General features: G+C 64.6%; 20 protein-coding genes. 10 read left to right on the top strand and 10 right to left on the bottom strand.

The window, feature by feature from the left end:
* Nucleotides 1-22 precede the first annotated feature (22 nt).
* From ureC to HAP40_RS33810, 7 genes are all read left to right on the top strand, one after another.
* Nucleotides 23-1,738 (top strand): urease subunit alpha, encoded by a 1,716-nt coding sequence (gene ureC, locus HAP40_RS33840; RefSeq protein ID WP_166813112.1) that lies wholly within the window; start codon nucleotides 23-25, stop codon nucleotides 1,736-1,738.
* A 128-nt stretch (nucleotides 1,739-1,866) separates the two neighbouring features.
* Entirely contained in the window at nucleotides 1,867-2,166 is a 300-nt protein-coding gene (locus tag HAP40_RS33835; RefSeq protein WP_106948037.1) for a putative quinol monooxygenase, read from the top strand.
* Between the two features lie 23 nt (nucleotides 2,167-2,189).
* Nucleotides 2,190-2,489 (top strand): putative quinol monooxygenase, encoded by a 300-nt coding sequence (locus HAP40_RS33830; protein ID WP_166813113.1) that lies wholly within the window; start codon nucleotides 2,190-2,192, stop codon nucleotides 2,487-2,489.
* 12 nt (nucleotides 2,490-2,501) lie between these two features.
* Nucleotides 2,502-3,131: an urease accessory protein UreE gene (ureE, locus tag HAP40_RS33825; protein ID WP_166813115.1), complete on the top strand. Its 630-nt coding sequence runs from the start codon at nucleotides 2,502-2,504 to the stop codon at nucleotides 3,129-3,131.
* Nucleotides 3,112-3,840 carry an urease accessory protein UreF gene (locus tag HAP40_RS33820; protein ID WP_166819239.1) on the top strand — a complete coding sequence of 243 codons (729 nt, stop codon included), beginning with the start codon at nucleotides 3,112-3,114 and terminating at the stop codon, nucleotides 3,838-3,840. The genes ureE and HAP40_RS33820 overlap by 20 nt, the downstream gene beginning before the upstream one ends.
* 159 nt (nucleotides 3,841-3,999) lie before the next feature.
* A complete protein-coding gene (ureG, locus tag HAP40_RS33815; protein WP_166813116.1) occupies nucleotides 4,000-4,623 on the top strand; it encodes an urease accessory protein UreG in 624 nt (207 codons plus the stop codon).
* Between the two features lie 302 nt (nucleotides 4,624-4,925).
* Nucleotides 4,926-6,584, top strand: coding sequence for a CHASE domain-containing protein (locus HAP40_RS33810; RefSeq protein WP_166813118.1), 1,659 nt, complete (start codon nucleotides 4,926-4,928; stop codon nucleotides 6,582-6,584).
* Between the two features lie 9 nt (nucleotides 6,585-6,593).
* Here the strand turns inward: HAP40_RS33810 and HAP40_RS33805 are convergent, their stop codons facing one another.
* From HAP40_RS33805 to HAP40_RS33785, 5 genes are all read right to left on the bottom strand, one after another.
* The gene (locus HAP40_RS33805; RefSeq protein WP_166813120.1) at nucleotides 6,594-7,205 is read right to left on the bottom strand and encodes a TetR/AcrR family transcriptional regulator; all 612 of its coding nucleotides are present in this window, start codon (nucleotides 7,203-7,205) and stop codon (nucleotides 6,594-6,596) included.
* Nucleotides 7,206-7,298: 93 nt separating this feature from the next.
* Nucleotides 7,299-8,441: an OpgC domain-containing protein gene (locus HAP40_RS33800; protein ID WP_166813122.1), complete on the bottom strand. Its 1,143-nt coding sequence runs from the start codon at nucleotides 8,439-8,441 to the stop codon at nucleotides 7,299-7,301.
* 177 nt (nucleotides 8,442-8,618) lie between these two features.
* On the bottom strand, nucleotides 8,619-9,074 hold the full coding sequence (locus HAP40_RS33795) for a hypothetical protein (RefSeq protein ID WP_166813124.1): 456 nt from the start codon (nucleotides 9,072-9,074) through the stop codon (nucleotides 8,619-8,621).
* Between the two features lie 93 nt (nucleotides 9,075-9,167).
* Nucleotides 9,168-9,539: a DUF883 family protein gene (locus tag HAP40_RS33790; protein WP_166813126.1), complete on the bottom strand. Its 372-nt coding sequence runs from the start codon at nucleotides 9,537-9,539 to the stop codon at nucleotides 9,168-9,170.
* 77 nt (nucleotides 9,540-9,616) lie between these two features.
* Nucleotides 9,617-10,729 carry an AI-2E family transporter gene (locus HAP40_RS33785; protein ID WP_166813128.1) on the bottom strand — a complete coding sequence of 371 codons (1,113 nt, stop codon included), beginning with the start codon at nucleotides 10,727-10,729 and terminating at the stop codon, nucleotides 9,617-9,619.
* A 207-nt stretch (nucleotides 10,730-10,936) separates the two neighbouring features.
* On the opposite strand from HAP40_RS33785, the gene HAP40_RS33780 reads away from it, so the two are divergent.
* Together HAP40_RS33780 and HAP40_RS33775 are read left to right on the top strand one after the other, a co-directional pair.
* Nucleotides 10,937-11,719 carry a L,D-transpeptidase gene (locus HAP40_RS33780; protein ID WP_166813130.1) on the top strand — a complete coding sequence of 261 codons (783 nt, stop codon included), beginning with the start codon at nucleotides 10,937-10,939 and terminating at the stop codon, nucleotides 11,717-11,719.
* 73 nt (nucleotides 11,720-11,792) lie between these two features.
* Nucleotides 11,793-12,446, top strand: coding sequence for a DUF2865 domain-containing protein (locus tag HAP40_RS33775; RefSeq protein ID WP_166813132.1), 654 nt, complete (start codon nucleotides 11,793-11,795; stop codon nucleotides 12,444-12,446).
* Between the two features lie 12 nt (nucleotides 12,447-12,458).
* On the opposite strand, the gene HAP40_RS33770 is transcribed toward HAP40_RS33775, so the two are convergent.
* Nucleotides 12,459-14,552, bottom strand: coding sequence for a methyl-accepting chemotaxis protein (locus HAP40_RS33770; RefSeq protein WP_166813134.1), 2,094 nt, complete (start codon nucleotides 14,550-14,552; stop codon nucleotides 12,459-12,461).
* 270 nt (nucleotides 14,553-14,822) lie between these two features.
* Here HAP40_RS33770 and HAP40_RS33765 point away from each other — a divergent pair, with 270 nt between their 5' ends.
* Nucleotides 14,823-14,978, top strand: a complete 156-nt coding sequence (locus HAP40_RS33765) for a Thivi_2564 family membrane protein (protein ID WP_008546817.1) — start codon at nucleotides 14,823-14,825, stop codon at nucleotides 14,976-14,978.
* Between the two features lie 138 nt (nucleotides 14,979-15,116).
* Here HAP40_RS33765 and HAP40_RS33760 read toward each other — a convergent pair whose 3' ends face one another.
* The 4 genes from HAP40_RS33760 to cysD form a co-directional block, all read right to left on the bottom strand.
* A complete protein-coding gene (locus HAP40_RS33760; protein ID WP_061880957.1) occupies nucleotides 15,117-15,317 on the bottom strand; it encodes a CsbD family protein in 201 nt (66 codons plus the stop codon).
* 130 nt (nucleotides 15,318-15,447) lie between these two features.
* On the bottom strand, nucleotides 15,448-17,613 hold the full coding sequence (locus HAP40_RS33755; RefSeq protein WP_166813136.1) for a malate synthase G: 2,166 nt from the start codon (nucleotides 17,611-17,613) through the stop codon (nucleotides 15,448-15,450).
* Nucleotides 17,614-17,997: 384 nt separating this feature from the next.
* Nucleotides 17,998-19,914 carry an adenylyl-sulfate kinase gene (cysC, locus tag HAP40_RS33750; RefSeq protein ID WP_166813138.1) on the bottom strand — a complete coding sequence of 639 codons (1,917 nt, stop codon included), beginning with the start codon at nucleotides 19,912-19,914 and terminating at the stop codon, nucleotides 17,998-18,000.
* 16 nt (nucleotides 19,915-19,930) lie between these two features.
* Entirely contained in the window at nucleotides 19,931-20,725 is a 795-nt protein-coding gene (gene cysD / locus HAP40_RS33745; RefSeq protein WP_166819240.1) for a sulfate adenylyltransferase subunit CysD, read from the bottom strand.
* Between the last annotated feature and the right edge of the window lie 165 nt (nucleotides 20,726-20,890).

Below are 20,890 nucleotides of genomic sequence, written 5' to 3'. Positions count from 1 at the left end.
TCAAACGCAAACGGGGCTTGTGATGTCCGTCAAAATAAAGCGTTCCGTCTATGCCGCCATGTTCGGCCCGACCACCGGCGACAAGGTGCGGCTGGCCGACACCGACCTCATCGTCGAGGTCGAGAAGGATTTCACCACCTATGGCGAGGAGGTGAAGTTCGGCGGCGGCAAGGTGATCCGCGACGGCATGGGCCAGTCGCAGGTCACCAACAAGCAGGGCGCGGCCGACACCGTCATCACCAATGCGCTGATCGTCGATCACTGGGGCATCGTGAAGGCCGACGTCGCCATCAAGGACGGCATGATCTCCGCGATCGGCAAGGCCGGAAATCCCGACATCCAGCCCGGCGTCACCATCATCATCGGCCCCGGCACCGACGTGATTGCGGGCGAAGGCAAGATCCTCACCGCCGGCGGCTTCGACAGCCACATCCATTTCATCTGCCCGCAGCAGATCGAGCACGCGCTGATGAGTGGCGTCACCTCGATGCTGGGCGGCGGCACCGGTCCCTCGCACGGGACCTTCGCCACCACCTGCACGCCGGGTCCCTGGCACATGGGGCGGATGATCCAGTCGTTCGATGCCTTCCCGGTCAATCTGGGCATCTCCGGCAAGGGCAACGCCTCGCGTCCGGCCGCGCTGGTCGAGATGATCAAGGCCGGCGCCTGCGCGCTGAAGCTGCACGAGGATTGGGGCACGACACCGGCCGCGATCGACAATTGCCTGTCAGTGGCTGACGACCACGATATTCAGGTCATGCTGCATTCCGACACGCTGAATGAATCCGGCTTCGTCGAGGATACGATCAAGGCGTTCAAGGGCCGCACCATCCACGCCTTCCACACCGAGGGTGCCGGCGGCGGTCACGCCCCTGACATCATCAAGGTCGCGGGCTTGAAGAACGTGCTGCCGTCCTCGACCAACCCGACGCGGCCGTTCACGCGCAACACCATCGACGAGCATCTCGACATGCTGATGGTGTGCCACCACCTCGATCCCTCGATCGCGGAAGATCTGGCGTTCGCCGAGAGCCGCATCCGGAAGGAAACGATCGCCGCCGAGGACATCCTGCACGATCTCGGCGCACTCTCGATGATGTCCTCGGACTCGCAAGCCATGGGCCGTCTCGGCGAGGTCATCATCCGGACCTGGCAGACTGCCGACAAGATGAAGAAGCAGCGCGGGGCGCTGCCGCAGGACAAGGGCAAGGACAACGACAATTTCCGCGTCAAGCGCTATATCGCCAAATACACCATCAACCCGGCGATCGCGCACGGCGTGTCGAAGCTGATCGGCTCGGTCGAGAAGGGCAAGCTCGCCGACCTGGTGCTGTGGTCGCCGGCCTTCTTCGGCGTCAAGCCGGACTGCATCGTCAAGGGCGGCACCATCGTGGCCGCCCCCATGGGCGATCCCAACGCCTCGATCCCGACGCCGCAGCCGGTGCACTACCAGCCGATGTTCGGCGCCTTCGGCAAGGCGCGTACGGCATCCTCCGTGGTGTTCACCTCGAAGGCCGCGATCACCGGCGGTCTCGCGCGAAAGCTCGGTATCGAGAAGAAGCTCTATGCGGTCCAGAATACCCGCAGCAAGATCTCGAAGAAGAGCATGATCCACAACGACGCCACGCCCAATATCGAGGTCGATCCGGAGACCTATGAGGTGCGCGCCGACGGCGAGCTGCTCACCTGCGCCCCCGCCGAAGTACTGCCGATGGCGCAGCGATATTTCATGTACTGAAATAGCGCCTCAACGCATGTCCCCGGCGCTTGTCCGGGATGGCTTTTTGCGGGTTTTGCGTTCGATCCGGGCTGGTCTAATGTCCCGCCCGGTATTGAACCCTAGAAGAAAAGCCGGGAGGATTTCTCGTGATTTACGTCGTTGCTACCCTGACCATCAAGCCCGAGACGCGCGCCGAATTCATCGCAGCCGCCACCGCCTGCATCAAGGAGACGCGCAAGGAGCCCGGCAATATCGCCTATGACATGCACGAGAGCGTCACCGATCCCGCCAAGATGGTGTTCGTCGAGCAGTGGGAGAACGCCGAGGCGCTGGTGCCGCATCGTGGCATGGAGCACATGAAGACGTTCGGCCGTGTCGCGGTGAAGTGCTTCACGGCGCCGCCGAAGATCGAGGTGATCACGCCCGAGAAGGTCGACGTCCGCTAACAAGAACAACAGGGAAGAACCCCATGATCTATGTCATCGCCACCACGCTCATGAAGCCCGAGAACAAGGACGACTTCATTAGGGGTCACAAGACCTGCACCGTCGAGACGCTCAAGGAGAAGGGCTGCATCTCCTATGACGGTAACGTCAGTGTCAACAATCCCGATCAGTACGTGGTGGTCGAGCGCTGGGAGACCCGCGAGGATCTCAACGCCCACGGCAAGGCGCCGCACATGAAGGTGTGGCGTGAATATTCCGCGCAAATGAAGACGGCGCCGACGGTGATCGAGATCATCAGCGACGGCAAGGTCGAGAAGATCTGAGGACAAAAGCGCATGATCCGGGCGACGCAGGTTAAGGGGCAGCACCGCTTCACGGAAGCGCCGGCGGATACGGTCGTGCTCGATTTCGACGATCGGCACCGCCGCCGCATGGCCATGACGGGGACGCGCGGCCTCGAATTCCTGCTCGACCTGGAGAATGCCGTTGCGCTCCGCGGCGGCGATGCGCTGGTGCTGGAGGACGGCCGGCTGGTCGAGGTGGTGGCGGCGCCGGAGCCGCTGCTGGAGATCCGCGGCCGCGATCCGCACCACCTCGTTCGCGTCGGCTGGCACCTCGGCAACCGTCATCTGCCGACGCAGATCATGGCCAAGGCCTTGCGCATCCGCCGTGACCACGTCATCGAGGCGATGGTAAAGGGCCTCGGCGCGCGCGTGATCGAGATCGAGGCGCCGTTCGATCCCGAGGGCGGCGCCTATGCCGATGCCGGCCACGCGCATGGACACGACGACCATGCGCATCATGATCACGGCCATCACGATCACCATGATCATCACGGCCACGATCACCACCATCATGGCCATGCCGCGCATGACCATGGTCACGATCACCACCATCATCACGACGAGCATTGCGACCACCCCGACCACCACCACGGCCACAAGCATGCTCATGACCACAAATGAGCCGGTCCGCGCCGGCGACCTCGCCGAGCGCGAGGCGGCGGCGCTGTACCGGTTGATGACCTGGTTGTCGCCGGCATTCCCTGTCGGCGGTTTCTCCTACTCCAGCGGTATCGAATGGGCGGTCGAGGCCGGCGACATCACCGATATCGCAACGCTGGCCGACTGGCTCGACGCGATGCTCGGAGACGGTTCGGGCTTTTGCGATGCGACGTTTCTGGTCCACGCCTATCGCGCCGCTGAAGCGGACGAGACGGCCACTTTGAGCGAGATTGCCGAGCTCGCGGCCGCCTTCGTGCCGTCGCGCGAACGGCAGCTGGAAACCACCTCGCAGGGCCGCGCCTTCATCGACATCGCCCGCGCCGCGTGGGATGCCGGCGGGCTGGACGCCACGGTTGCGGCATGCGGCGCGCCCCTGGTCTATCCGGTCGCGGTCGGCGTGGTTGCCGCGATGCATGGCGTGCCGCTGGCGCCGACGCTGCACGCGTTCCTGCATGCGCTGGTCTCGAACTGGATTTCCGCGGCCAGCCGTCTCGTTCCGCTCGGCCAGACCGACAGCCAGCGTGTGCTGGTGAAGCTGGAAGCCGCCGTCGCCGCGACCGCGAATCGTGCGCTGAATGCAACATTGGACGATCTTGGCAGCGCCACGTTCCGCGCCGATCTCGCCAGCCTGCGGCACGAGACGCAGTATACGCGGTTGTTTCGGTCGTGAGCGTGCGGCACCACACTGAGCGGTCGTCCCGGCGAAAGCTCGGACCCATAACCACAATTGTCTGTGGTCATACGCGGCTCTGGCCCCAGCTTTCCGCGACAACGAACTTCGGTGGCAATGGGTCCTGGCTTCCGCCAGGACGACGATAGGAAACAAGTTATGGCTACGTCTCACGGTCCCTTGCGTGTCGGTGTCGGCGGTCCGGTCGGATCGGGCAAGACCGCGCTGATGGACCTGCTCTGCAAGACCATGCGCGAACGCTATGACATCGCTGCGATCACCAACGACATCTACACCAAATGGGATGCGGAATACCTCGTGCGCTCGGGCTCGCTGACGCCGGACCGCATCGCCGGCGTCGAGACCGGCGGCTGCCCGCACACCGCCATCCGTGAGGATGCGTCGATGAACCTCGCCGCGGTCGCCGACATGCGCGCCAAATTTCCCGGTCTCGATCTCGTGCTGATCGAGTCCGGTGGCGACAATCTGGCTGCCACTTTTTCCCCGGAGCTGGCCGACCTCACCATCTATGTGATCGACGTCGCCGCCGGCGACAAGATCCCGTCCAAGGGCGGCCCGGGCATCACCCGGTCAGACCTTCTTGTCATCAACAAGATCGACCTGGCTCCCCATGTCGGGGCCTCCCTGGAGAAGATGGAGACGGATGCCAGGCGCATGCGCGGCGAGCGACCCTTCGTCATGACCAACCTGAAGAAGAGCCTGGGGCTGGACCGCATCGTCGGCTTCATCGAGGCCAAGGGCGGTCTGACCCGGGCGGGCTGACCGTCGGACGCGACGACTTAGCGCAGGTGCTTTTGCCGTTAACACTTGGGGCAGGGCTGGACCTGCGGAACAAATTTCGGACACGACGATTAACTACCTCCGGTGCCCGGGGCAAATCCATGCCGGCCGGACCCATCGGCCGGCCGGATTAAGCTTTCCAGGCGACTTACGTTGCGTACTGATGCCTCCTCCTCCATTATCTCCGCCACTGGGAAGCACCCTGTTTCGGCACATGGCCGTTCGAGCGGCGTTCATATGCTCCGTGTTAATTGCCGACCTTCCGCTTTCGGCTGAGTAGTCGCGTGGTCCGGCTGGGTTTCATCATCGGCTTCATCGCTCTGCTCGGAGCCTTGCTCTCGGGGCTTGCGGCCTATCGTGTCCACGATCAGGAGCTGGCGCTGGACCGGATCGCGCTCGCGCGTGCGATCGACGTTCACGCCAGCCTCGTCCAGGATCGGCTTACGGAGCGCGAACTGCTCGCGCGTGTCGCCTCAGGCCTGTTCCGCACGCCATCCGTGATCAAGCCCAACATGCTGGAGCCGCTGCGCTCGGCCATCTACGCCTTCAAGACCGATTTCGTGGTGGCGGGGTGGATCGCCCGGCTGAAGCCGGACGAGCTCACGGCGGCGCAGGCCGCCATTGCCGGCGCCGGCTTCCCGAATCCGCAGATCCGCGGATATGACGACAAGCCGATCAATCCGGCCGATGTCACCCAGCCGATCGACGTGCTGTTGGATCTCGAGCCGCGCAGCAACGAGACCAGGGCGCTGCCCGGCCGCAGCTACGATCAGGATCAGGTTCGCGGCGCCATGTTGACGCGCGCCCGGGTCGAGAAGCGGTCGGTTGCCTCAGACCCCATTCCGCTGCTCCGGGGTAACGGGCCGATTGGCATCATCGTGGCCGCGCCCGTGATTCCCGAGGGGGCAACGGAGCCGGCCGGGTTCGTCACGTTCTCCTACGAGCTTGCCACGCTGATGCTGACCAATGACGACATGTCGTTGTTCTCGGTCGCACTCAGGGACCCGCGCAAGGAAGGTGGCGAGCTCGTTGCCAACGACCAGGGCGTGGTCTCCACACGCATCGCGGCCGCGGACGGACCGGCTCCGTCGGCGACGCGCACGGTGAGCTTCGGCGGCCGTGATTGGCAGCTCAGCTATTACGCGAAGACCAATTCGGCGCGTCGCGCCGAGCAGACCGCCATCATCGTCGCTGCGATCGGCTTCGCCATCACCGCGATGGTGTGCGGCCTGTTCGGCTATGTCGCCTACAACAATCTGCGGCTCAGCCGGGAAATCCAGGTGAGAATCGGCTTCGAGCGCCGGCTGACCGCCGTCATCGACGAGCTCAACCACCGGGTCAAGAACATCCTGGCGGTGATCCAGTCGATCGTGACGCGAACGCTGCGCCACGGCTCGGACATCGATGTCGCACGCGAACTCCTGATCGGGCGCATCCACGCCATGTCCAACGTGGTCTCGCTGCTCAGCGAGAGCCAGTGGCAGGGGGTCAAGCTGAAGGGCCTGTTCGAGGCGCGTGCCATTCCGCATGCCGATCGCATCGCGGTCACCGGTCCCGACATCGCCGTCAGCGCGCGCGCGGCGCAGAGCTTGTCGCTGCTGTTCTTCGAGCTCGCCTCGCATTCCGACGAGGGCCTGTCGCTGGTCGGCAAGCATCCGCACATCACCGCCAACTGGACCGTGACAGGCGAGGGCGCCGGCGAGATCTTCAATTTCCGCTGGGAGGAGTTCAACACCAGCGAGGCGACGCGCCGTCCCGATTCCGATTTCGGCCTGATCCTGCTCGACCGCGTCGCGCCCGAGGCGCTCGGCGGCACCGCCAAGCGCTACTTCACCGACGCCTCCTACGTCTACGAGCTGACTGCCCCGATGGAGACGGTGGTCGACATGACCGAGCGCGATCGCACAGACAAGATCTCGGCGCCGGTGCGGCCCGTGCGATGAAGGAGCCGGCTAAGCCTTCGGCCGCAACACCAGGTCGACCAGATTGCGCGCATAGGCCGGCGTGACCGGCGCGATGCCGAAGACGTAGCGGTAGAACAGGCCGCCGTAGATCGCGTCGTAGAGATCCTCGGGCGGCCCCTCGGCGAGGATGCTGCCGTCGTTCTGGCCCGCGGCGATCATCTTCACCAGCGCGTCGCGGCGGAATTGCAGGTAGCGGGCGTAGAACAGCTCGGCGGAGCCGGTTTTGGAAATGCATTCCGAGATGACCGCGAGCTGCACCTTGCCGAACTCGCCCTGCAGCGCCTCGGCATAGGCCGCGGCATGCCGGCGTGCGCGCGCTGCGGGTGTACCGGAGCCGGCCGGGGGCAGCGGCAGCATCTGCGCGGCATGGTAGAGAAAGGCGTCGATCAGAAGCGCCTCGCGCGACGGCCACCATTTGTAGATCGTCATCTTGGAGACGTCGGAGTGTCGCGCGACCGCGTCGATGGTGGTGGCGGAAAGGCCGGTGGCAGCCATCAGCGCATAGGCGCTTTCGAGGATGGCGTTGGTGGTCTCGATCGATCGCGGCCGGCCGCGCCGGGGCGGCGCACTGCCGGCCCCTTCACTCTCGATTTTCGCCATGACCTGGCCCGGCCTCCTCGCGCGTTCCCGCTCCCGCTTCGCATAGCGCAGCCGCGGCGGCGGACCTAGGGGAATCGGAAGGGACGCCTCCCGCTAGGCCTGCTGCCGCAAGGTGGTGGGCAGGTCCTGCCACTTCGACCAGGCGATGTAATAGGCGACCACGGTCATCGCGGCGAAGCCGGCAAGGCTCACCACGATCTGCATCGCCACCAGATTGGGTCCAGTGATCAGGATGAGATGACCGGCAAAGGACAGGAAAACGCCGACGCAGAACACGGCGAGCCATTCCTCGCCGCATCGGATGACCGCCTGAAGCGGCTTCAATTGCAAGCCGGGATGACCGGCCGGGATGAGATGGGTCGCGAGAAAGGCCAGCGCAAGGAAGTGGAGCACGCGATAGGGCGCGAGGTTTTCCTTGTCGGTCGGCGCGATGCCGTCAAGGAGCAGGCCCGGCAGATAGGCGGACAACGCCGGCGAATGGCGCATCAAGGTGACGGCCATCGCAAAGACGAGATAGGTCCCTGCGAGGATCCGCAGCCAGGGCATGCCGTGCAGCGCCTTGCCGGGGGCGCCTGTCACGGCGAACCAGCCGCCCAGCACCATCAGCATCTGCCAGCACAGCGGATTCAAGGTCCATTCCTGGTCCGGATAGACACGAAAATTCCAGTCGAACCAGCGCGCGGCAAGATATAGCGCAACCGATGCCGCGAGCGTCACGTTCGGCCGCCGCAACAGGCCCCACAGCACGAGCGGAAAGAAGGCCATCAGCGGGATCATCAGTTGCAGGAGGTCGAGGTTCAAAGGCTCTTCCTGGAGCACGAGACCTCGGACGAGGATGCGCAGCGGGTGCTCGAGAATCCCCGAGATGTTGTATTCGTGGATGATCTCTGGCGCCATCGATCGCGAGGCGACATAGGCGATGGCGTCGATGTAGATCACGAACAGCACGACATAGGCGGCGTAGAGCCGCCAGACGCGCCGAAAGATGCGCGTTGCGGCGACGACATAACCGCGTTCCAGCGCCATCCGGCCGTGGATGATGGCGACGCCATACCCCACCACGAACACGAACAGGTCGGCAGCGCCGCTGAAGCCGAAGTTTCGCAACGTGAGCAGGTTGACGACGTTGTTCGGGATGTGGTCGACGAAGACCGACCAGTTGGCAATGCCTAGCGTCAAATACAGCCTGGCGTCGGGTTGAAATGCGGCGAGGTTCGCCTTGACGGACGGTTTCATCGCAGAATGACTTTTGGAATCAGGGGCGACGCTTTTAGCGGCAACCGCCTGCCCATCCGAGTAGCGTTTCCGTGATGGCAGGGGACATCCCTGCGGTATGCGCAGCGCCTCCTGTGCCGAATTCCGATAGATGCGCGCAGAGGACTTACAACGAAATTTTCTGACCCGCTCGGACCGTCATTCAGCGGGCTCGGCCGACGCCTCGTCAGCTACGCCCGCGCGGCTCGCCATGATCCCCAGCGCGACGCCGCCGATCGCCAGAATCGGCAACAACCGCTTGATACCGATGGCGCGGACGATCTGGAGTCCCGCGGCGAGCAGCATGGGATCTGCGAGCATGCTCTGAGCCGCCGACTTCGCGGCGCGCTCGGCCGCGATGTGGGCCGCCTTGCGCAATTGCCGCTTATACGCCCAATAGCTCACTGCCGCGGCCACGGTGAGCAAGAAGAAAACGCCGGCACCTGCCAGGCAGGCCTGCACCGGACCGTACTTTTCAAGGACCGAAATGAACGCGGCCGCGCACAGGAAGCATGTGGTGATGAAGAGCGCGAACGCCGCGCCGGCAGCCAGGGAGGTCAGCCGCACCGTCGTGCCGGTGGATGCACTGATCCCGTCGATGATGCGTTGAAACATGGCCTTGCTCCTCAAATCCCCCACAAGCCGAACCACCATGCGCCGGCATCGGCGGCACGGCAGTGCCGCCGCCTCAACATCCGTTCCGAAAGCCTATCGGCGCCAGGCGACGCCGATCAGGAAGCCGATCCCAAGCGCCAGCCCGACCGTCGCGAGCGGGCGTTGCGTGATCGCATCTTCCAGGGTCTCCTCGATCGAACCATAGGCGTCCTGCGCTGCTTCCATCATCGCGCTGCCGCGCTCGGACATGTCGTCCATGGTGGAGTCCATGTTCTCGCGCGCCTGGCGATAGCCGCGGCGAGCCTGCTTGCTGGTGGAATTGGCGAAAGTATTGAGCGCGTCGGTGATCTGGTCGGTGAGGGCGGCGATATCGCTTTTCACGGCTGCTACATCCTTCTCGAGGCGTTCTCTGGTGGTCTTGTCGGTCCAGTCTTTCATCCCGGCTTCGGCATTGGGCGTGGACATCGGGAGCTCCAAACTGTTGGGCTGAGATAGCCGGAGAACGTTTCGTCGTCGGGGAAGTTCCCTTCTCGGAAACCGCGTCACGCCTGCGGCAGATGCGGCGCTTCCGCCGGCAACAGATGCTCCTTGAGGATCAGCGCGACGATCAGCAGCGGCGAGGACAGGAACGCGCCCATCGGGCCCCACATCCAGGTCCAGAATGCCAGCGCCAGCAGGACCGCAAGTGCATTCAGCGCCAGCCGCCGACCGATGATGGTCGGCGTGATGAAGTGTCCTTCCAGGAAGGTGAGGCCGCCGAAAGCGAGCGCGGCCACGAGGCCGCCGCCGATGCTCGGGAACGCGACCAGTCCCACCACCACCAGCACCACGAACATCGCAACCGGTCCGATGATCGGGATGAAATTGAGCGTTGCCGCCAGCGCGCCGAGCCCGGCCGGATTGGGCATGCCGGCGAGCGCGCAGATGAGACCGGTGCCGACGCCGACGCCGACATTGATCAGGGTGACGGTCAGGAGGTAGTTGCCGAGATGAACCTCGATCTCGTTGAGAATGCGCAGCGTGCGCAGGCGTGCGTCCCGAGCGCTGAATGTCATGATCATGGCCCGCCGCAGGTCGCGCCAGCTTGCGATGAAGAGGATGAGGGTGACGAAGAACAGCAGGAATTCGGTAAAGGTCGGCGAGAGAAATTCCAGCGTCGGCGCCACCCATTCGACCTTCGGCATATGAATGCTGGGGAACCCCTCCGAGCCGCCGATCATGGTTTGCAGCTCGCGCCATAACGCCAGCGGCCGGTCGAACACGTGCATCTTGTCCTTCAACTGCGCGCCAAGCTCCGGCAGGCGCGTGCTCCATTCCATCGCGGGCGAGGCGATCAGCGCCACGACAAAGGCGACCACCGCTGTCCCCGCCATCACGATCAGCACGGCGCCCAGCGCGCGCGGCACCTTGCACCGCTCGAGGAAGCTCGCCGCCGGCGACAGCATGGTGCCGGTGACGAAGGCCATCACCACCGGCAGGAAGAACGCTTTTCCGACATAGAGCACGGTGACGACCGCGATCAGCAGCAGGCCTGCGAGCGCGAAAGCCACGAACTCGGTGCGGCGGATCACCGGCGGCAGCTCGCTATGGCTGTCGGGAAGCGGTTCGCCTTCGTTGTTGCCGGGAATCAGACGTTCGCTGGGAAGGACGCGCACAATATCTCTCCCGCACGGAAGCTATCCATCCGCGCGCCCATTGACGCTTCCATAACGGGCGAATGGAACGGCGGTTCCATCGCGGCTTCGTGAACATGTGCTCGCTTGACTGTGACTTGGTTGCTGCAAGCGCGGATGGAACCTGAGTCGGTCCCGTCGCGTTTGGATGACGCAGCATCACCCAGATGCACCACAACGGGGCAGCACATGACAAGGTCTTCTCGCGTCCGCCGCTTCTCACCGCGCGCCGTCATCACCTGTGCCTTTGCGACGGCATTGCTCGCTTTGCCCCTTGGCGAAGCGAGCGCGCAAACGTTCGGCTATGCGCCGATGCAGCCGCAGGCCTATCCGCAGGACCAAGGCTATTCTCAAGGCTACTCTCGAGGCGACGTGAACGGGACGCCGCGGGCCGCCGACGAGGATGCCCAGCTGCCGGATCGGCTGCGCAAGCAGATCGTCGGCTTCGACAGGAGCGAGCCCGCCGGCACCATCGTCATCGATACCAACAACACCTACCTCTATTACGTGCTCGGCCAGGGGCGCGCGATCCGGTATGGCGTCGGCGTCGGTCGCGAGGGATTCACCTGGTCGGGTGTGCAGAGCGTCAGCCGCAAGGCGGAATGGCCGGACTGGCATCCGCCGGCCCAGATGATCGCACGTCAGCCCTATTTGCCGCGCTTCGTCGCCGGCGGTCCCGGCAATCCGCTGGGGGCTCGCGCGATGTATCTCGGCTCGAGCGAATACCGCATCCACGGCACGAACGATCCCAGCACCATCGGCAAGTTCGTCTCGTCCGGCTGCATCCGGATGACCAACGAGGACGTCATCGACCTGTTCGGCCGCGTCAATGTCGGCGCCAAGGTCGTGGTGCTGCCGAAGAACGCGCCGTTGATGGCGAGGGGAGGTGACCCCGTGCGCCAGCGTCCGGCCGTGACGACGCTGCCCTCGGGCCGGCAGGCGCTGAACATCTCGGCGTCGTCGGTGAACTAGCGCGTGACCTGGAAAGTCGTGCAGCTTCTGTCCGACACGATCATGCATCGCGCCTTTGGAGTGAATGGGTCACATGAGTAAACGCTCGATCAGAAGGCTCGCTGGCGCTGCGGCAGCCTTCGTCACCGTCACCTCCGTCGGCCTTGCGCTGACGCCGTCGGCGCATGCGCAGGACTTCTTCTCGGCCTTGTTCGGCGGCTTCCGGATGCGGCCGCCGCCGGAGATCCGGACTCCGTTCCCGAACGACGACATGCCACGCTACGATGTTCCGCGCCAGCGGGCGGCCTATGGCGGCGGCAACGCCTATTGTGTACGCGGGTGCGACGGCCGCTATTTCCCGGCGCAGGGAAACGATGCCGAGAGCAAGGCGCAATCCTGCAAGAGCTTCTGTCCCGCGTCCGAAACTTCGCTGGTCTATGGCAGCAATATCGACGACGCCACGACAACGAACGGAAAATCCTATTCCGACCTGCCGAATGCGTTCCGTTATCGCAACGAGATCGTCGCGGGATGTACCTGCAACGGCAAGGATCCGGCCGGGCTCGCATCGGTCAAGGTCGAGGACGATCCCACCTTGCGCAAGGGCGACATCGTCGCCGGTGCCGGCGGCCTGGTGGTCGCAACGCGCAACGCCAACGACCGCCGCGGCGTCGCGATGAATTTCTCGCCACTGCCGGAGTCCGTGCGCGCCAGATTCCGCCAGGTGCCGGTGGTGGCGAAGGAGTAGGGCCGCAGAGCCCTACGCCGCGCGGATCTTGCCCAGGAAATCGCTGACCTGCTGACCGAGCTGGCGGCTTTGCGTCTCGAGCGTCTCGGAAGCCTGCCTGACATTCTCCGCGGCACCGGCCGCGGCGTCGGCATCGGCCTTGACGCCGGTGATGTTGTCCGAGACGTTCTTGGTGCCTTGCGCCGCGTATTGCGTGCTGCGGGTGATCTCCTGGGTCGCCGCGCCCTGCTCCTGGACGGCGGCGGCGATCGCGGTGGCGACTTCGTTGACCTCGCCGATGATGCCGCCGATGGCCTGGATGGCGTTTATGGCGTCGCCCGCGACCTTCTGGATGTCGGCGATCTGCTCGGAGATTTCCTCGGTCGCTTTCGCGGTCTGGCTCGCCAGCGACTTCACCTCGGATGCCACGACGGCGAACCCGCGGCCCGCCTCGCCGGCGCGCGCGGCCTCGATCGTGGCGTTGAGCGCGAGCAGATTGGTCTGCGCCGCGATCGTATTGATCAGGCCGACGACCTCGCCGATGCGGCCTGCGGATTGCGCCAGCCCCTGCACGGTGCCGTCGGTTTCCCGCGCCTGGTTGACGGCGCGGCTGGCGATGCCCGCGGCATGGGCGGCCTGCTGGCTGATGTCGTTGATCGAGGCAGAAAGCTCCTCGGCGGCGGCGGCCACGCTGTCGACGCTCATGGAGGCGTCGTTGGAGGCCTTGCCGGCGACCTCGACGCGGTCGTTGGTCTGGCGCGATACCGCCGACAGATCGCCGGAGGTCTTGCGCATCTCCCCGGAAGCCTCGCTCAATTCGCCGAGCGTCTTGCGCACCGCTCCCTCGAACTCGCCGACATAGGACTCGACCGCACGCTGGCGCGCGGCTGCGCCGACATTGCGTTCGCGCTCCTGCGTCTCGATGTTGAGCTTCTCGGTGGCCTGCTGCTTGAAGGTTTCCAGCGCGCCGGCGAGGGCACCGATCTCGTCCTGGCGGTCGAGATAGCCGCTGTCGACGGCAAGGTCACCGCCGGCGACCTTGAGCATCGCGTCGCGGATGTTGTTGAGCGGATGGATGACGCGGCGGTTGACCAGCATGACGGCGCCGACGGCGAGACCGATTGCGAGCGCCAGGAGGGCGAGCTGCAGGATCAGCGCGCGCTGCGCGGAGCTGTACTGCTGCTGCGCATGGATTTTTGCGGCATCGAGCGCCGCTTCCGCCACGGCGACCGCGCCCGCGAGGCGGCCGACCGTGAGCGGGCTCCATTGATTGGCAGTCATCTCGGCCTTTTCGCCCTTGACCAGCGTGTCCGCGAGGCGGTCGCGCAGCGCGAGATATTGCGGATCGAAATAGGCGGTCTTGACCGTGGCCATGGCCGCGACGAGCGCCGGCGGCAATTGCATGCCCGAGGTCGACAATTCGAGCGCCTTCCACATCGCGGCGGCGCCGCCGACATACTGAACATAGGACTGGCGGGCCTCGGGCGTGATCTTGCCGGCAGCAAGTCCGGTCGAGATCACGAGAGAAGCCTCACCGCCGGTGTTGCGGAGCAGCCAGGCGGTTTGCTTGATCGACAGCAGCTGGTCGATCGCGGCGTCCTGGTGGTTGACGGTGGCGGCCAGGACGTTCGAGAGCTTGTCGAGCGTTTCGAGCAGGCCCTGCGTCGTCTCCATGTATTCCTTCGGCAGGCCGGCACGGCGCTGGTCCTTGGGCTTGGTGACCTCCTCCCAGAACTGTTTCTGCTGCTCGCTCAGCAATTTGTAGAGCCGCGCAAGCTCCGGCACCAGCGTGCCCGATTGCGGGAAGCTGATCGTCGGCAGCAGCTCGAGCGCGCGGGCCATTGCCGGCATCTCGGTATCGCGCAAGCCACGGAGATATTTCTCGATCTCGGCGTCCATCGGTTCGGTCGCGTTCAGCAGCCGGTTGGTGGTGGAGCGGTCGGTGCGCAGATTGTGCATCGCCTTGAACAGGTCGGCGGAGGCGTCCGCGATCTGCGAGATCCGGCTCGCAGTCTTCAGGCGATCCCAGGTTTCGTAGGCGGTGAGCGAGAGTGCGATCACCACGCAGACCGACGTGATCGCGATCACTGCCTTCAACAGCGCGGATACGGTCATACGATTCAGCATCGAAGTCCCCCAATTCCCATTGCAAAGTTCGCGATGGCGCCCGGCAACATCGACAAATGGGCGCGTAGCGGCTCCGGCGAACGCAGGCTTTTGCGGCCGACGGCGCGCGGTTTTCTGCATCTGAGATCAAAAGGGTAAAGTTTTAGGCAGCCAGGCCGATCGTAGAACTACGGAAGTACTAGAAGTTGCAACGGGTTGCCGGGGTGGAACCGATGAGCGAAGTGAGCGTTAGAACGATGTCGGCAATTTGCCTGAAGGGGGGTCCTCACGATGCTGGTCGGCGTACTCGTCACCTTTCTCGTCGTCATTCTCGTGCTTTATCTCATCAACATGCTGCCGATGGACGGTCGCGCCAAGCAGATCGCGCGCGTGATCGTCATCATCATCGGTATCGTGTCGCTGTTGAAATATCTGGCGGTGTTCTAGCGAAGGTATCGTAGCCCGGACGAGCGCAGCGAAATGCGGGATGCCGCAACAAAGGTCCCGGATATCGCTGCGCTCATCCGGGCTCCGGATTCCCATACGAAAAAGCCCCGGCCTGAGCCGGGGCTTTTTGCTGCTGCCTCAGTGCAGCCCCTTGAGCCAGTCGTCGACGTCCTGTCGCACCTGGTCCTTGGCCTTGCCGTAGCGTTCCTGGAGCCGGCCCTCGAGCTGCTCGCGACGACCCTCGATCAATTGGAGGTCATCGTCGGTGAGCTTGGCCCATTTCTCCTTGGCCGATCCCTTGAACTGCTTCCAGTTTCCTTCGATCCGATTCCAGTCCATGACCATCTCCCGTTGGTTGATGGCCCGACAACGCGAGCGGTGAGCTGCCGTTCCTCGGCACGCCGCGACGTTTCGCCCAACAAAAAAGCCCCGGCGCAGGCCGGGGCTTTTGACATTCCTGTGACTTCGCTCAACCCGCCGCCTTGGCCTCGCGGCGGCGCGCGGTGAGGATGTATTCGGTGTAACCGTTCGGCTGCTCGCGGCCCTTGAAGATGAGGTCGCAGGCGGCCTTGAAGGCGACGCCATCGAAGGCGGGTGCCATCGGCTTGTAGATGGGATCGCCGGCATTCTGCTTGTCGACGACGACGGCCATGCGCTTGAGCGATTCCATCACCTGCGCCTCGGTGATCACGCCCTGATGCAGCCAGTTGGCCAGATGCTGGCTGGAGATGCGCAAGGTTGCGCGGTCTTCCATCAGGCCGACATCGTGGATGTCGGGCACCTTGGAGCAGCCGACGCCCTGGTCGATCCAGCGCACGACATAGCCGAGGATGCCCTGGCAGTTGTTGTCGATCTCCTGCTTGACGTCGTCAGGCGCCCAGTTCGACTTCGACACCGGAATGGTGAGGATGTCCGAAAGCTTTGCGCGCGGGCCGCCCTTGGTGAGCTCCTGCTGGCGTGCGACGACGTTGACCTGATGGTAATGCAGCGCGTGCAGCGTCGCGGCGGTCGGGGAGGGCACCCAGGCGGTGGTGGCGCCGGCCTGCGGATGGGCGAGCTTCTGCGCCAGCATGTCCGCCATCTTGTCGGGCGCGGCCCACATGCCCTTGCCGATCTGGGCGTGGCCGGGCAGGCCGTCGATCAGGCCCATGTCGACGTTCCAGTCCTCATAGGCTTTGATCCAGGCCTGCGCTTTCATCTCGTTCTTGCGGATCATCGGGCCCGCTTCCATCGAGGTGTGGATCTCGTCGCCGGTGCGGTCGAGGAAGCCGGTGTTGATGAACATGATGCGCTTGGAGGCGCGCTGGATGCAGGCCTTGAGGTTGACGGTGGTCCGCCGTTCCTCGTCCATGATGCCGACCTTCAGCGTGTTCTCGGCCAGGCCCAGCATCTTCTCGACGCGATCGAAAATCTCGCAGGTCAGCGACACCTCGTCCGGGCCGTGCATCTTCGGCTTGACGATATAGGCCGATCCCGTGCGGCTGTTCTTGACCTTGGAGTTGGCCTTGAGATCGTGAATGGCGAGCAGTCCCGAGACGGCGGCATCCAGCAGGCCCTCCGGAATTTCCTCGCCCTTCTCGTCCAGCACGGCGTCGGTGAACATGTGGTGACCGCAATTGCGCATCAGGAGCAGGCTGCGGCCGTGCAGCTTGAGCTCGCCCTTGCCGTCGGGCGTCTTGTAGCTGCGGTCGGCATTAAGCGAGCGCGTCAGCGTCTTGCCGCCTTTCTCGAAATCGGCCGACAGCGTGCCGTTCATCAGGCCGAGCGTGTTGCGATAGACCAGCACCTTGTCCTCGGCATCGACGGCGGCGACCGAGTCCTCCATGTCGAGGATGGTCGAGACCGCGGACTCCATGATCATGTCGGCGACGCCGGCCGGATCGTCCTTGCCGATCGCGCTGCTGCGGTCGATCTTGACCTCGACATGCAGGCCGTTGTTGACGAGCAGCACCGCGCTCGGCGCGGCCGCATCTCCCTGGAAGCCGGCGAACTGCGCGGCATTCTTCAGCGCAGTGGCGTTACCGCTCTTGAGCTTCACCGCGAGCTGGCCCGCGACGACGCTGTAGGCAGTGACGTCGGTGTGGCTGCCGGTCGCGAGCGGCGCGGCGGCATCGAGGAACGCCTTGGCCTTGGCGATCACCTTGTCGCCGCGCGCCTTGTTGTAGCCCTTGCCGCTTTCGGACGGATCGTGCGGGATCGCATCGGTGCCGTAGAAGGCGTCATAGAGCGAACCCCAGCGCGCATTCGCCGCGTTCAACGCGTAACGCGCGTTGGTGAGGGGCACGACCAGCTGCGGGCCGCAGATCTTGCCGATCTCCTCGTCGACAGCAGCGGTCTCGACCTTCTGCGTCGCCGGCTCGGGAACGAGATAGCCGATCTCCTTCAGGAAGGCGGTATAGGCATTGAGGTCGAAGGCCTTGCCCTTGTTGGCACGGTGCCAATCGTCGATCTTGGCCTGCAGCGTGTCGCGGAATGCCAGCAGCGACCTGTTCTTCGGCCCCAGCTCCTTGATGATGGCCGCAAGCCCGGCCCAGAACGCATCCGGCGCGATCCCCGTTTTCGGGGCCGCTTCCTTGGCGATGAAATCGAACAGGACGGGAGCGATCTTCAATCCGTGGGCGTCGACGCGTTTCATGATGGGCTTTCTTGTTGGAAATGGCTGTTTTCGGCTGTTTTTGACCCGACAGCAGCAAAATGCGCCCCCGGGGGGCGACTTTCGGAGGCCTATTAGCCCCAAAAAAGGGGCGGTGAGAAGACCCCCGGAGGGTTGTCAAAATGTCAAGGAGAGGTGTGGACGCGGTGCGCGGAGGTGCGCTGCGAAGGCTATGGGCTCGACCCCTCCCCGACGTCGTCCTGGCGAAAGCCAGGACCCGTTACCCCAGGGAGAAGTTCGGCGACGGCTTGTCGCCCGGTACTGCGACTGAGCCCAAGGGATAAATCACGCGGTATGGGTCCTGGCTTTCGCCAGGACGACACCGTTGATGTGGTGCGGGGTGTGCCCCCAAGTGTGGGCGCGCTCTCAAATATTCGCGGCGAGGTCCACGAGTTCGTCGAACAGCACGCCGGTGGTCTTCAGCATCTGCTCGATCTCGTCGGCGGCTTCGGCGACCGTCCGCGTCGACGTGTCGATCACCAGCTCTGCGGCCTGCGGCTTTTCGTAGTCGTTGCCGATGCCGGTGAACGATTGAAGCGTGCCGGCGCGCGCCTTCTTGTAGTGACCCTTGGGATCGCGCTCCTCGCACACGTCTGCCGGCGTCGCGACATGGATCTCGCGGAACGCGGTGTCGGCGATGCGGCGTGCGGTGGCGCGATCCTCACGGGCCGGTGAGACCGCAGCGACGATGGCGATGTGGCCGTTGCGGGCGAGGTGGGTCGCGACCTCGGCGAGACGACGGATGTTCTCGCTGCGGTCAGCGGCGGAGAAACCGAGATCGCTGTTGAGCCCGGCGCGCAGCGTGTCGCCGTCGAGCAGGATGGGCGAGCCGCCATTGCTGAACAGCCGCCGCTCCAGTGCTTTCGCCAGCGTCGACTTGCCGGAGGCGGGCAGGCCGGTGAACCAAACCACGGCCCCGTTGTGGCGATAGCGCGCGGAGCGCTCGTCGGGCCGCAGCGCCGATTCCACCGGCACGATGTCGACCGGCACGGCGCGTTGTCCGGCATCGACCGACAGTACCAGGCCGCCGCCGGCGATGCGTCCGGATACCTCGATCACGAGGCGGCCGGTGCGCGGATTGTCGGTGTAGGGATCGGCGGCAATCGGGTTCGACAGGGAAATGTCGATCTCTCCGACATGGTTGCGGCCGATCGCCTTGTTCTCGGTGCTCGACAATTCGCCGGGATCGACCGCCTTCTCGATGGCAACGACGGTGGCGCGGCTTTCCTTCGGCCCGCAGCGCACCAGCAGCTGGTCGCCCTTGGCGAGCGGCTTGTCGTGCAGCCAGAAGATGCGCGCACGCAGCCGCCGCGTTTCGCGCGGCGCACTGCCTGCATGCGCGATGATGTCGCCGCGCTCGATGAAGAGCTCGCGGTCGAGGGTAATGCCGACCGAGCGGCCGGCGCCCTGCCGCCCTGCGACCGGCGTCATCGGCCAGCTTTCGACCGTCTTGATCTTGGCGATCTTGCCGGCCGGCATGATCACGATCTCGTCGCCGGCAATCAGGCTGCCGGACTCGATGCGGCCCGCCACGATGCGGCGGTCGTCGAATTTGTAGATCGCCTGCACCGGCAGCCGCAGCGCCAGCGCTTCCAGCGGCCGCGCGGGCTCCAGCAAGTCCAGCGCCTCGACCACCGTCGGCCCCTTGTACCAGGAGATGTGGTCGGTGCGCGCGGCGACGCCATCGCCGTCACGCGCGGAGATCGGGATCACCGCGGTCGGCGTCACGCCGAGGCCGCTCAGATGCGCCGAAATCTCGTCGCTGATCGCCTTGAATCGCTCCGCGCCGAAATCGACACGGTCCATCTTGTTGACGACTACAGCGACCTGCTTCACGCCGAGCAGATGCAGCAGATAGCCATGCCGCCTGGTCTGGTCGCGCACGCCTTCGAGCGCGTCGATGATCAGCACGGCGCCGTCGGCCTGCGAGGCACCGGTGATCATGTTGCGCAGGAACTCGGCATGGCCCGGCGCGTCGATCAGCACGATGTCGCGCGAATTGGTGCGGAAGCGGATCTGCGTGGTGTCGATGGTGATGCCCTGGTCGCGCTCGGTCTGGAGCGCATCGAGCAGGAACGACCATTCGAACGGCATGCCGCGCCGTGCGCTGACGGCTTTCAGCATTTCCAGCTTGCCATCGGGCAGGCTGCCGGTCTCGTGCAGGAGGCGGCCGACCAGCGTCGACTTGCCGTGATCGACATGGCCGACGATGACGATGCGCACCTGGGGACGCGTGGTGCCGTTCGGGGTGGCGGGCGAGGCTGGCGTGACGATCATGTTCATGGCCGCGTTGCGTCCTTCAGAGATAGCCGGCGACGCGCAGGCGCTCGAAAGCGTCTTCGGTCTCGTGGTCCAGCGCGCGCCCGGCCCGCTCCGGCACCTTGGTCTGTTCGAGCTCGATCAGGATCTCGTCGATGCTCGTTGCGGTCGAAGCGACCGGATTGGTGATGTCCTGGTCACCCAGCGAACGATAGCGCTTGCCGTCCTTGGCGAGATAAAGCGGAATGATCGGGATGTTCTCGCGCTTGGTGTAGGCCCAGATGTCGGCCTCGGTCCAATGCAGGATCGGATGGATGCGCAAATGCGCGCCTTGCGGCGGCGACGCATTGAAATGATCCCAGAACTCCGGCGGCTGGTCGCGCACGTCCCAATTGCCCTCCAATCCGCGTGGCGAGAACACGCGTTCCTTGGCGCGCGTCGCCTCCTCGTCGCGGCGGATGCCGGCGATCAGGCCGTCGAAGCCGTATTTGGCGAGCGCCATCTTGAGGCCCTCGGTCTTGCGCGCGGCGGAACGTGCGGCCGGCGGCAGCGTTGGATCGACGGCATCGATCGGCGGGCAGGGCTCGACGCGCAGATCGAGATCCCACTCTTTGCCGTAATGATCGCGAAAGCGATACATTTCCGGAAACTTCTTGCCGGTGTCGACATGAAGGGCGGGGAACGGCATCTTGCCGAAGAAGGCTTTCCGCGCCAGCCAGATCATGACGTTGGAGTCTTTGCCGAGCGACCACAACAGGGCGATCTTCTTGAGCCGAGCAAAGGCCTCCCGAAAAATGTAGATGCTCTGCGCCTCGAGCTGGTCGAGATGATCCATGCTGGGGGCAGTCAGCCCGACTGGAATTTGCTCGGCGACGGGAGCGCGGAAGTCCCGTCCATCTGCAACAAAATCGGTCTTGAGAAGATGCATCTCTGCCACTTTGCGTTTGGAGGCGAAAATTCTATAGTTGCAGTGCGAAAGAGAAGAAAAAATTTTCTCTTT

Source organism: Bradyrhizobium sp. 1(2017) (assembly GCF_011602485.2).
GTDB lineage: Bacteria > Pseudomonadota > Alphaproteobacteria > Rhizobiales > Xanthobacteraceae > Bradyrhizobium.
Note: the sequence above shows the minus strand (reverse complement) of the source record. Positions and strands in the feature narration are given on the sequence as shown.

Bases quoted from the DNA above. Each gene is read 5' to 3' on its own strand.
- HAP40_RS33765 (WP_008546817.1), top strand. From the start codon at position 14,823: ATGCTGGTCGGCGTACTCGTCACCTTTCTCGTCGTCATTCTCGTGCTT.
- ureG (WP_166813116.1), top strand. From the start codon at position 4,000: ATGGCTACGTCTCACGGTCCCTTGCGTGTCGGTGTCGGCGGTCCGGTC.
- cysC (WP_166813138.1), bottom strand. From the start codon at position 19,914: ATGAACATGATCGTCACGCCAGCCTCGCCCGCCACCCCGAACGGCACC.
- HAP40_RS33760 (WP_061880957.1), bottom strand. From the start codon at position 15,317: ATGGACTGGAATCGGATCGAAGGAAACTGGAAGCAGTTCAAGGGATCG.
- HAP40_RS33820 (WP_166819239.1), top strand. From the start codon at position 3,112: ATGCTCATGACCACAAATGAGCCGGTCCGCGCCGGCGACCTCGCCGAG.
- HAP40_RS33790 (WP_166813126.1), bottom strand. From the start codon at position 9,539: ATGTCCACGCCCAATGCCGAAGCCGGGATGAAAGACTGGACCGACAAG.
- ureC (WP_166813112.1), top strand. From the start codon at position 23: ATGTCCGTCAAAATAAAGCGTTCCGTCTATGCCGCCATGTTCGGCCCG.
- HAP40_RS33755 (WP_166813136.1), bottom strand. From the start codon at position 17,613: ATGAAACGCGTCGACGCCCACGGATTGAAGATCGCTCCCGTCCTGTTC.
- HAP40_RS33795 (WP_166813124.1), bottom strand. From the start codon at position 9,074: ATGTTTCAACGCATCATCGACGGGATCAGTGCATCCACCGGCACGACG.
- HAP40_RS33800 (WP_166813122.1), bottom strand. From the start codon at position 8,441: ATGAAACCGTCCGTCAAGGCGAACCTCGCCGCATTTCAACCCGACGCC.
- HAP40_RS33805 (WP_166813120.1), bottom strand. From the start codon at position 7,205: ATGGCGAAAATCGAGAGTGAAGGGGCCGGCAGTGCGCCGCCCCGGCGC.
- cysD (WP_166819240.1), bottom strand. From the start codon at position 20,725: ATGGATCATCTCGACCAGCTCGAGGCGCAGAGCATCTACATTTTTCGG.
- HAP40_RS33775 (WP_166813132.1), top strand. From the start codon at position 11,793: ATGAGTAAACGCTCGATCAGAAGGCTCGCTGGCGCTGCGGCAGCCTTC.
- HAP40_RS33780 (WP_166813130.1), top strand. From the start codon at position 10,937: ATGACAAGGTCTTCTCGCGTCCGCCGCTTCTCACCGCGCGCCGTCATC.
- ureE (WP_166813115.1), top strand. From the start codon at position 2,502: ATGATCCGGGCGACGCAGGTTAAGGGGCAGCACCGCTTCACGGAAGCG.
- HAP40_RS33770 (WP_166813134.1), bottom strand. From the start codon at position 14,552: ATGCTGAATCGTATGACCGTATCCGCGCTGTTGAAGGCAGTGATCGCG.
- HAP40_RS33830 (WP_166813113.1), top strand. From the start codon at position 2,190: ATGATCTATGTCATCGCCACCACGCTCATGAAGCCCGAGAACAAGGAC.